This window comes from Actinomadura rubrobrunea NBRC 15275 (assembly GCF_001552235.1).
In the GTDB taxonomy this organism is placed as follows: domain Bacteria; phylum Actinomycetota; class Actinomycetes; order Streptosporangiales; family Streptosporangiaceae; genus Spirillospora; species Spirillospora viridilutea.
Map to the genome: position 1 here is coordinate 1 of NZ_BCQU01000164.1, position 5,703 is coordinate 5,703.

At 72.3% G+C, this 5,703-nt stretch carries 5 protein-coding genes; all 5 read right to left on the reverse strand.

Annotated elements, in window-relative coordinates; translation table 11 throughout:
* Window positions 1-91: 91 nt before the first annotated feature.
* Window positions 92-1,327: an MFS transporter gene (locus tag AR3_RS28345; protein WP_169803913.1), complete on the reverse strand. Its 1,236-nt coding sequence runs from the start codon at window positions 1,325-1,327 to the stop codon at window positions 92-94.
* 180 nt (window positions 1,328-1,507) lie between these two features.
* On the reverse strand, window positions 1,508-2,263 hold the full coding sequence (locus AR3_RS28350; RefSeq protein WP_217998804.1) for a DNA glycosylase family protein: 756 nt from the start codon (window positions 2,261-2,263) through the stop codon (window positions 1,508-1,510).
* 300 nt (window positions 2,264-2,563) lie between these two features.
* On the reverse strand, window positions 2,564-2,953 hold the full coding sequence (locus AR3_RS28355; RefSeq protein ID WP_067918617.1) for a hypothetical protein: 390 nt from the start codon (window positions 2,951-2,953) through the stop codon (window positions 2,564-2,566).
* A 960-nt stretch (window positions 2,954-3,913) separates the two neighbouring features.
* The gene (locus AR3_RS32735) at window positions 3,914-4,039 is read right to left on the reverse strand and encodes a hypothetical protein (protein ID WP_281179297.1); all 126 of its coding nucleotides are present in this window, start codon (window positions 4,037-4,039) and stop codon (window positions 3,914-3,916) included.
* A complete protein-coding gene (locus AR3_RS28360; RefSeq protein ID WP_083952217.1) occupies window positions 4,040-5,104 on the reverse strand; it encodes a methyltransferase domain-containing protein in 1,065 nt (354 codons plus the stop codon).
* Between the last annotated feature and the right edge of the window lie 599 nt (window positions 5,105-5,703).

The following is a 5,703-nucleotide window of genomic DNA, read 5'->3' on the forward strand; positions in this document are numbered from 1 at the left end:
GGACAGAACAACTAGAACCAGCCGCCCCGCAACCCTGCCGGACCCTCCCCGCGACCGCCTCCAGGGGAGGGCCCGGCCCCTGCTGTGAGGCTCAAAGCCGGGCGCGCGACAGCTCAGGCTCCCGCCGTCGAGCCGCACGCCCGCGCCCAAGAACAGCGGCCGCCGCCCACGCCGCCGCGGCCACCGCCACAGTCCCCGCCCCGGCGGCGACGTAGGCGGCGGCCGGGGCGGGCGCGGCCAGCATCGGCAGCACCAGGGTTCCCGCAGTGCCCGCCGTGCGCAGCGCCGTCTGGTCGAACATCATCCACGCGGCACGCTCGCCGCGCTCGAAGCCGCTGAGGTGGGTGCGCAGGGCGACCGCGGTGAACGGGCCCACCGCCCCGGCGGCCGCCGACAGCACGACGATCTGCCAAGCCGCCATGGCCGCGCCTGTCGCAGCCGTCACCACCCCGCTCGCGGCCCAGGCCGCGCAGTACGCGCCGGGGATCACGGTGGCCCAGCGTGCGTTCCCGGCAACAGCGTTGGCGGCGACGGCGCCGATCCCGGTGGCGGTCATCGCCGCCGCGTACATTTGCGCGCCGCCTCCTCCCCGGGCGGCCAGCAACGCCGGGAGCACAAGCGACACGCCCAGCAGCAGCTGCCCGGCGGCGTGCAGGGCGACCATGCACCCGGTCACCGGGTACGCGCGCAGCAGTTCCCGCGCGCGAGGCCGCACGCTCGGGGTCGGCGCCGTCACCGCCGACCCCTCCGTGGGGCGGACCCGCCGCGCCAGAAGGGCCAACGCTGCTGCGGAGATCCCGAAGGTGGCGGCGTCGACAAGGTAGAGCTGTACGTCGGAGATCACGGCCAGCAGCAGCCCGGCCGTGCCCGGCCCGGCGATCCGCGCGATCCGGCCCATCAGGTCCATCAACCCGGTGACGGCCTGGACCTGGTCGGGCCGCACCAGGTCCGGCACCAGCACGCCGAGGTTCGGGTCGAACAACGCGCCGAGCAGCCCGAGAACAGCGGCGACGACCAGCAACATCGGCACGCTCGGCCCGGACCACGCCCACACGATCGGCAGCGCGGCAACGGTGAGCATCCGTGCGACGTCGAGGACGGCCAGGCGGCCGAGAGCGGCGAACCGTGCGGCAAGACGGCGGCCGGCGGTGCCGACCAGGATGTAGGGCAGCGACTCGGCGACCGCGACCACGCCGGTCAGCGCTGCGGATCTGGTGGCGTCCCACACCAGCCAGATCACAGCGAGCGCGTACATGCGGTCGCCCAGGACGCTGAGGGTCTGCGCACCCCACAGCAGCAGGATTCGCCGCTGTCGCAGCAGCCGCACATACCCCACTGGCCCCTCCAGGCTGTGACGTCACGATGACGCCACCCTGCCGCAAGATCACCGGTCAGACCGTTGAAATCCGGGTGATAGGTGGGGCGGCGGCAGCCGTCGACGCCATCCGGCAAACGCGCAGCAGGCGGCTGGGCCGGGCGTCGCGGCCTTGTCGTTTGGGGACGAGGGTTAGGACTGCGAAGCCTGGTGGGCTCCCCAGGCGAGCGTGAGGACGGTCAGGGCGCCAAGGTGGTCGTCGGTGATGGTGCGCCACCACTCGCCGAACGACTTCTCGTCGTCCGGCCATTCAATGCCGGGGGTCGCGGCCTGGGCCCATTTGCGGACGGCGAGGTCGGTGTAGGGGTAGAGCGACCAGTCGTGGGTGTAGTCGGCGACGGCCGCGCCGGCCGTCCACGGCCCGATCCGCGGCACCGTTTGCAGCTCGGCGACCAGGTCGGCGGGGGGCAGTTCCGCCCACTTGGCGCCGTACTCCAAGTACGCCCCGGCGGCGGCCTGCAGCGCGCTGGCTTTGAACGCCAGGCCGAGCGCGGCGAAGTCGTCCCCCGTGAGCTTGAGGACGGTTTGGGGGGTGGGCAGGGCGTGCACGGGGCCGTACGGGGTGTCGACCCGGGGGCCGTGCGCCTGCCGGAAACGCGCGTGCTGGATTCGAGCCTGGTCCGCCCGGACGACCTGGCGGATGATGGCTGTCGCGATCGCGTCCCACAAGCTCGGGTTCCGGTGCCTGCGCACCGGGGCGATGCTGAGCAGCGCCCAGTGCAGGGCGGGGGGGACGGTGGACGGCAGCGGGTTCGGCAGGTGAAAGGTGTGCGGGGCTGGCCCGTTGACCGGGAGGGCGTAGGGGGGCTGGTCGGCGTCGCTTACCCCGCGCAGCCAGTGGCCGTTGACGAGCGTCCAGCCGGGATGTTCACGCATCTCGAACGTCATGCGGGCCATCGTCCACCAGTCGTGTATGCCGTGCCGTTCACTTGTCGAAGCCGTGTCCCAGACCGCCGGGGGCGACCGTCCGCGTCACCGGTCGCCCCCTCCGTCTGGCACCGCGCCCCGCGGGGTCGGGCCATCCTTGGCCCGGGGCGCGGTGGTCTGAGACGGCGGCGCGGTGAAACGGGGGGAACACCGGGCCGCCGCCGTGCCGCACCCTGGCCCGGGCGGGCTGGACTCCCAGGGGGCGGCGGTTGGGAGGGGGCGGCGATGCCTCGGGGACTTCTCTCATCGCCACCCCCTGGCTCACTGCTCGGCGTCGCCGAACTGGATGAAGGCGCCGGCCACGCGGCGCCGCAACGGCGGCTGGGGCCTTGCGTGACGGCCGCGCCCCGGGGGAGGGGCAGGCGCCGCCGCGAGCGTCGGTGGCGGTGTCGGTGTTGCGGGTGGGGTCTGCTGCGGGGCGGCGGGCCGCAGCCCGGCCGTCTGCAGCTGCTGGTCCAGCCCGTCGGGGGTGGCGGCTTCGAGCAGCCTGTCCCCGCCCTGGCGGCCGGTCGGCGGGAGCACCGCCGCCATCCACGACCCGTTGAGGGGGCCCCACCACAGCTGGACCCCGGGGTAGCGTGCCCGCAGACGCGCCTCGACGGCGGCCGTGTCCGACCGGGATTGTCCCGCGGGCGCCGTCGCCGCGGTCACGACGACACCGCCGCGGTCTGCCGGGCGTGCCCGGTGGGGTGCTGCCCGAGTGGCGTGGTCGCCTTCACAGGGGCGGGGTGCGCGGCGGGCGCGCATGATCGGTCATACTGCTTCATGAGTCGGACCTCCAGCGTCCGGCAAGGCCCCGGGATCAACCGCTGTTCGCCCAGCGGCCCGGGGTCGAATCTTGTTCGCGGTCTTCGTGGAAGCGCGCCCGGCTACGTTCGCTCCGCTGTTGCCGAGCGGTCCCGCCCACCGGGGGCCCGGTGGGCGGCCTCAGGCACTCGCGGCTGGTGGGTGCCTGAGGCCGCCGCCTCCCCCGGAACCACGGCCTGCTCCTCCCCGACCGTGGCACTTATGAGCTGGCCTCCCGGGAGTTCGGCGATGGTCGCTGCTCGCAGCCACGGCCAGCGGCCAAGCGGCGTGCGGGGTTAGGTTTGCGTTGACCATCTCTCCGAACTCCCCGGGTGTGACGGATAACGCAGACATTACGACGCTACGTGGTAGCGCAACAGGCACGAAGCGCAGTCTTTTTTTGAAGCTCGGCAGTAAAGGGATGCGTTCCGTCTCCTTGAGATCCCCGCTGGATGATCTTGGAGAGACGGAACGCATCCCTTAGGGGGTCGTCTCATCGAGAAGGTATGCGTTACGAATCCCTCGGGTCCTCGTCTGACAATAAGAGGGATACGTTCCGTATCCCTGGGATCGCGCCTGGAATGATCTTGGGATGCGTTCCGTGCATACGCACCCGATCGCCGAGGTCGACTCTGCTAGCGTCGTACATAGTCCCCTGCACCTTCCTGGGTTTTCGACACTCTCAGGTTAGATGCGGGGCCTTTAAATTGCGCTATGTCTTCCGGGGTGCGCGTTTGGTCGGGGCCTGGCTTGGGCCGCGTTGTTGATCTCAGTAGTCGCGCCGCCGGCCCGGGGCAAAACGAGCCGGGTTATGCAGGCCGGGTCTCAGACCTGGCCGGTTCCGTTGCAGCCGGGGCAGGGGCGTTCTTCTTGCCGGTTGTCGTTGTTGATCACCTGCTTGCCTGTGCCGTTGCACATTGAGCAGGTGACCTTCTTGCTGTGCTTGCCCACCTACAGCTCGTGGACGGGACGGTCGAGCCAGACGTGCGTGCCGTGCGGGGTCACCGACAGGCCGAAGCGAGATTTGCCCGGGCGTCCCCACGCCACCCACCGGTGGTAGGCCGTTGCGATCTCGTCCCACAGGTTGCGCGGTCCGCTCTGGGCGACCTCCGCCCCCGGGCGGCCGGGGGAGGCGACGACGAGTGCGTGGGAGTCGCCTTGGCGTGCGCCCAGCCGGTAGGTGCCGTCGGCGTTGGTGAACCCGCCGCCGGATACGCCCGGCACCAGTCCGGCGATCGCCACGGCCAGGCCGTCGCCCGCCGCCGCGAGCTCGCGCGGGTCAAGACAGGTCCGCGTTTCGCGCGGCTCTCCGGTGAGCGGCGTCATCGGTGGGCGCTGGTCGCGCATGAGCATGAAGGCGCACCGGCCGAGGATCGGGCCGGACGCGGTCTGGTCGGCGGTGACGGTGAGCCGGACCATGTGTCCGGTCGTCCAGCCGGGCGTCCACGGCGCGACGATGACTCCGCCGGGGCGGGTCTGCTCCACCCACGCGTACGGCACCGTGGCCACGCCGCAGGTGACGTGCACCCGGTCGTAGGGGGCGGCGGGCGTGTACCCGTGGGCGCCGTCGGCGACGACCACGGTCGGCGACAGTCCGGCGGAGGTGAGGTCGGCGCGTGCCTGGGCGGCCAGGGCGGCGTCGATCTCGACGGTGACGACGTCGGCGCCGAGGGCGGCCAGCAGCCCGGCGGTCCACCCGGTGCCGGTGCCGACTTCCAGCACCTTGTGCCCGCGCTCCACGTCCAGCAGTCCCAGCATGCGCTCGACGAGGCTGGGCGCCGAGCAGGAGCAGGTGGGCAGGGCGGCCGGGTCGGCGCCGGTCTTGTCGGCCAGGTCGACCGCGCCGTCGTTGAGCTGGGTGACGATCGCCCGGTCGTCGTTGACGGCCTGCCACCATCGGTCGGGATCGGCGGTCCGGTCGATCCAGGAGTCCGGGTCGTCGACGACCGCGCCGACCATGGCGATGTCCGGGATGAACAGGTGCCGGGGCACCGCCGAGACGAGGGTGTCAGGCACGTGGACGTCACCTCCCGTAGGTGCGGGCAGTGTTGAAGGTAGCCGGGGGTGGGCCTGCGCGGCGGTGCTAGTTCACTTCCCGTCCGCTCGCAGCCAGTGGCCGGCTACGCGCGTCCAGTCGGGGTGGTCGTGCGTGTCGAGGCTCACGCGGGCCATCGTCTACGACGGGCGGTGGCCGTGTCCGCCGGTCGCGGGAGTTGGCGCGGCCGGGCCCGGTCACTCGCCTGGACCAGTACCCCCCCATCGGGCCGGGCCGCGCCGCTTCGATGATCTCACGGGGGGCGGTCGCGGGTTCTCGCACGTCCGTCAGTGGTCCCGGCGGTGCGCGCGATCTCGACGTGTGCTGGTGGCGCGCGGGCATGTGTGCGTCCCTGCGCGTCCCGCTGGGCACATCCGGGGCACAATGCCCCGGGCCAGCGGGGGACACGCCGGGACGCTGGGGGACCGCGTTTTCGCAGGTCAAACGGCATGTTCATGTGTTATCGCAGGTCGCCGATCGGGCGGCAGCACTCCGGGCAGGTGTGGTCGTACGAGCCGGCGCGGCGGCGGCTGACGCTGGTGCTGGTGTTCGGGCCGGACAGCGACGTGCAGGCTCCGGG